Origin of the sequence: Devosia sp., from assembly GCF_034675085.1 — a bacterium.
GTDB lineage: Bacteria > Pseudomonadota > Alphaproteobacteria > Rhizobiales > Devosiaceae > Devosia.
In genome coordinates, this window is the sequence record NZ_JAUCDN010000258.1 from 1 (window position 1) to 4,711 (window position 4,711).

At 66.0% G+C, this 4,711-nt stretch carries 5 protein-coding genes and 1 pseudogene; 5 read left to right on the forward strand and 1 reads right to left on the reverse strand.

Translation table 11 applies throughout. The features are described 5' to 3' along the window. The first annotated feature begins 221 nt into the window (after positions 1–221). The 5 genes from VDP82_RS14110 to VDP82_RS14130 are packed head-to-tail and all read left to right on the forward strand — an operon-like array spanning position 222 to position 4,326. On the forward strand, positions 222–953 hold the full coding sequence (locus tag VDP82_RS14110) for a ribonuclease activity regulator RraA (RefSeq protein ID WP_323015486.1): 732 nt from the start codon (positions 222–224) through the stop codon (positions 951–953). Beyond that, positions 950–1,426 (forward strand): nuclear transport factor 2 family protein, encoded by a 477-nt coding sequence (locus VDP82_RS14115; protein WP_323015487.1) that lies wholly within the window; start codon positions 950–952, stop codon positions 1,424–1,426. The genes VDP82_RS14110 and VDP82_RS14115 overlap by 4 nt, the downstream gene beginning before the upstream one ends. A 7-nt stretch (positions 1,427–1,433) precedes the next feature. Next, positions 1,434–1,730 (forward strand): YciI family protein, encoded by a 297-nt coding sequence (locus VDP82_RS14120; protein ID WP_323015488.1) that lies wholly within the window; start codon positions 1,434–1,436, stop codon positions 1,728–1,730. A gap of 29 nt (positions 1,731–1,759) precedes the next feature. After that, positions 1,760–3,451: an SMP-30/gluconolactonase/LRE family protein gene (locus VDP82_RS14125; protein WP_323015489.1), complete on the forward strand. Its 1,692-nt coding sequence runs from the start codon at positions 1,760–1,762 to the stop codon at positions 3,449–3,451. A gap of 23 nt (positions 3,452–3,474) precedes the next feature. Then, the gene (locus VDP82_RS14130; RefSeq protein WP_323015490.1) at positions 3,475–4,326 is read left to right on the forward strand and encodes an NAD(P)-dependent oxidoreductase; all 852 of its coding nucleotides are present in this window, start codon (positions 3,475–3,477) and stop codon (positions 4,324–4,326) included. Here the strand turns inward: VDP82_RS14130 and VDP82_RS14135 are convergent. Then, a pseudogene (locus tag VDP82_RS14135) lies at positions 4,260–4,711 on the reverse strand (IS3 family transposase); the annotation flags it as partial. The gene VDP82_RS14130 and the pseudogene VDP82_RS14135 sit on opposite strands and share 67 nt — an antisense overlap.

Genomic DNA, 4,711 nt, shown 5'->3' on the forward strand with positions numbered 1-4,711 from the left:
ACCCACGTCCCCCTCTCCGCCTGCTCTCATAATATGAGAACTGATCCTGTTATCGCCCGCTTCAGGGCTGTCGAACCGCCAAGGCAGGTGTATGATTTGCCTGTCCTTAAGGATGAGAAACGCCATTGGCGCATCGCCTGATCTCATTTCGTGAGAATATGCCGATTGCCCCATGCCGATGGCCACAGCCGGGTATTCGGAGGTATGAGAGAGTGACAAAGGTGGACCAGCCGATCGCGGCGAGCGTGCTCGACAGGCTCAGGGCGTGCAGCACGGCAACGCTCACGACGCAGTTGTTCAAGCGCAATTATCGCCAGCAATTCCTGGTGGGCCTAACGCCGCTCAATCCCAACGCGGCCTCCTTTGCCGGCGAGGCCTTCACGCTGCGCTTCATCCCCTCGCGCGAAGATCGCGACTGGGATCTGGGCGACCTGCACAAGCGCGGCGAGGACAATGTGCAATGGGAGGCCGTAGAGGCGATCGGGGCCGGCCAGGTGCTGGTCATCGACAGCCGCAGCGATGTGCGCGCCGCTTCGGCCGGCAACATGCTGATGACGCGCATGCTGCGCAAGGGCGTGGCCGCCGCCGTTACCGATGGCGCCTTCCGCGACGGCACAGAGATTTCCCACATGCCGTTTCCGGCCTTCTGCGCCGCCAACACCGCCTCGACGCGCCCGGCATTTCACCGCGCCGCCGACATGCAATTGCCCATTGGCTGCGCCGGAGTCGCCGTCTATCCGGGCGATATCGTGGTTGGCGATGCCGATGGCGTGGTGGTGATTCCGCGTGGCATTGCCGAGGAAGTCGCCGAGGAAAGCCACGAGCAGGAATTGCGCGAGAAATTCCTCTTCACCAAGATCGATGCCGGCGCCCCCCTTTGGGGCACCTATCCACCCAATGAGGAAACGCTGCGCGAATATGAGCAATGGCGCGCGCGCCCGGTGACCAAATGAGCGCCCCCCTGTCCCCCGCCGCCCGGGCCGAGGCCCTGATCCGGCGCTATTTCGCCGCCTGCAACGCCGCCGACCGGGAGGAACTGATCGCCTGCTTCACCCCCGATGCGGTGCATTATTTCCCACTCGGCCTGCCCGGCGCGCCCTGGCGCGGCGCCGAGGCCATCGCCGATGGTTGGGTGTGGTGCGTCAAGACGCTGGGCTCGCGCTGGACTATCGAGAAGGTGCTGGCCGGGGCTGACGGGCAGGAAGCGGTGATCGAGTGGACGCATTGGAAGACCGGCGTCGGCCAGGTGCTGCGCGGCGACGAATGGTACATCTTCGACGCCGACATCACCCATATCCGCGAAATCCGCGCCTATTACGCCTCGCCGGTGGATCGCAGCCAGCCAATCAACGCGCTGCATGATTTCGACTATGCAGAGCGCGGCTATCATCTGGCCCCGCCCTCTCCCGCCCCCAAACTCGATTGAGGATGCCATGCAGTTCACCATCATCGCCCGCGACGACACCGCGCCGGGCACGCTGGAAAGGCGCCTCGCCAATCGCGCCGTACATCTGGAGCGCATCCATGCGCTCAAGGCCGAGGGCGTCATCATCGATGGCGGGGCCATGCTCGACACGGAGGGCCGCATGATCGGCTCCATCGTTTTGTGCGAGGTGCCCGACCGGGCCGCGCTCGATGCGCTCATTGCCGACGAGATTTACTCCCAGCAGGGCGTATGGAAGGATATCGAGATCCTTCCCTTCCGGCGCGTGGCCTGGCAATCGACCTGAGCCGCCCCGGCGCGCAGCGAGGACAGAGCATGGCGGCGACCACGGCGCCGGGGGGTGACGCCCTCGAAGACAATTGGAGCCTGGAATCCCCGAAAAAGCCGGCCCTGGCCGGCACGGCGGTGCTGCAAAAGGCGTTCGACCTGCTCGATCATATCGGGGAGGAGCCGGGACGGCTTGATTCGACCGATCTGGCCCGCCGCACTGGCATGCCGCGCGCCACGCTCTACCGCATTCTCGCCGCCCTGCAGGCGCGGGGGCTGGTGCGCACGGATCCGGGAAAGCAGACCTATTCGCTGGGTTTTCACCTGATCGAACTGGCCCAGAATGTCTGGTCGTCCAGCGATCTGGTCTCGGTGGCCGCCGGAGAATTGCGGCGCCTGCGCGACATGACCGGGGAAACCTCCTATCTGGCGGTGATGCATGAGGGCAAGATGCGCTCGCTGGGCCGGTTCGACGGCGCCCATCCGCATCGTTCCGCCGCCGCGCTGGGCATTACCAAGCCGATCCACTGCACCTCGCAGGGCAAGGCCATGCTGTCCCACCTCAGCCCCGCCCAGGTCACCGCGCTCCTGGCCCAGCCGCTGCAAAAATTCACCGACAAGACCATTACCGACATTCCCCAATTGCTGGCCCAGCTCGACATCGCCCGTGCGCGCGGCTTTGCCATAGACGATGAGGAGATCGTCGAGGGGACGCGCTGCGCCGGCGCCGCCATCCTCAATGGGCTGGGCCAGCCCATCGGCGCCATTAGCGTGGCCGGCCCCACCTTCCGCATCACGCCCAACCGGGCCGAACAGCTCGGCTACGAACTCGCGGCGGCCACCCAGCGCATTTCCCAGGAATTGAACCGCACCAGCGCCGTGGCGGCCAATGTCATTTCTCCCGCCACCGCCATCGGCACGGCCCAGGCGTTTCGCGGGGCGTCCGCCCTCTGGCATGATGCGCGGGGCGCGGTGGTCTGGATCGACCAGCTCGGCCCTACCGTGCATTGGTATGATGCCACGCCCACCGCCGTCACCCTCGACACGCTGGACCGGCGCATCGATTGCGCCTTTCTCGACCGCGAGGGCGTCGTGCTGCTGACCCGGGGCGGCGCCATCCTGGTGCAGCGCGACGGTGGCCAGCGGCAGATCCACTTCGACGCCCAGTTCCAGGCCCGCGCCGTGCGCACCGATGCGCAGGGGCGCGTCTGGGTGGCCAATTACAATCCCGAGCGCAACCTCTCCTTCATCGGCCTGCTCACCCCCGAGGGCCCGGCCGAGCCGGTATGGGAAGTGGGCGAGGAGGTGGCCGGGCTCGCCGTCAGCCGCGACGGCAAGGCGCTTTACGCCTCCGTTCCAGCCCGCAATACCATTTACCTGATGAGCCCCGAAGATGGCCGCAAGCGCGTATTCAGCCGCCTGCCCGAAGCCACCGGCGCGCCCATGGGGCTGACGCTGGATGAAAGCGACCGGCTTTGGGTCGGCGCCTATGATGGCTGGAGCGTGGTGCGGCTCGACGAGGACGGAGAGTTCGAGCGCGTGGTGCCGTTGCCGGTGCCCACGCCCACCAGCCTCACCTTTGGCGGGCCTGACCTGTCCACCCTCTACATCACCAGCGCGCGCTCCGGCCTTTCCAGCGAAACGCTGCGCAACGCCCCGCAATCTGGGCGGCTCCTGGCGCTGCATCCCTCAGCCAAGGGCGTGGCCGAGCCCGTCGCCGCCTTCGCCTTTCCTTCCTGACACGAGCTTTTTTTGGACAGATCATGACCATTCAGCACGAGAAAATCCTTCTCACCGGCGCCGGCGGGCTGGTGGGCAGCGGCATCAGGCCGTTCCTGGCGCGCCAGTTTACCCAGATCGTGCTTGTCGACCGTGTGCAGCCGCCCGATCTGGCCGAAAACGAGCGCGCCTTTGTCGGTGATTTCGGCGATCCCACGCTTCTGGCCGAGGCCATGGAAGGGGTGACCGGCGTCGTGCATCTTGCCTGCGTGCATGGCTTCACCATCAGCTTCGAGGAAACGCTGGAGAGCAATTACCGCGGCCTCGTGCATCTGCTCGACGCCTTCATCGCCGCCCGGGGCACGCATTTCGTCTTTGCCAGCAGCCATCACGGCTGGGGCTTTTATCCACGCACCGATCTGGTGCGCGAAACCGATCCGCCCCGCCCCGATGGCTGGTATGCGGTGAGCAAGATTTTCGGCGAGGCGGCGGTGGCGCATCTGGCCGATGCGCATGGCTTCAGCGCCCTGTCACTGCGCATCGGCAATTGCGGCCCGGCGGTCACCGACGAGCGCTGCACCCATATGTGGACCAGCTTCCGCGACGTCGCCCGGCTGGCGGTTCTGGGGCTGGCGCGGCAGGAGCCCGGCCATCGCGCGCTTTTCGCCACCGCCGATTGCGCCGCTCCCTTTTTCGACAATAGCGGGCTGGAAGAGCTGGGCTTTGTCACCCAGGACCGGCCGGAAGACCATCTGGCTCATCTCGACGTCGCCAGCGAGCCGGTGGCCGAGGGCCTGTTCGGGCTTTGCGTGGGCGGGGGCTATGCCACCACCAATCTCAAGACCGACCTTCGCACCTGGCAGCGCAGCAACGCCGCCGCCCGACGCCACTCCTGATCGGGCCGCCCAATCGTCAGATGCCGAAGCAGGAAGGGATAGATGCGGTGCCGCGGATGCGGCTCGCTGGTCCTGGGGGGTTGGTAGATCGGCGACAGGCCGATCTTGCGCATCAGCCGCTGGACACGCTTGCGGCCCACGCACCAGCCCTGGCGGCGCAGATGCTGCGCCATCTGTCGTGAGCCATACCAGGGCATTTCCATGAACGCCTCGTCGATGACGCGTATTAGTTCCAGGTTCTCGGGGCTCCCGCCCGCCGGCCATCGATAGAACGACGCTCGTGAGATCGAGACCAGCTCGCACTGGCGGCGGATCGAGAGCCGGTTGTGCTCGGGATCAATCATCATTCTCCTCCGATCCAGGCTCAGCGATCGAAGGCTTTGGC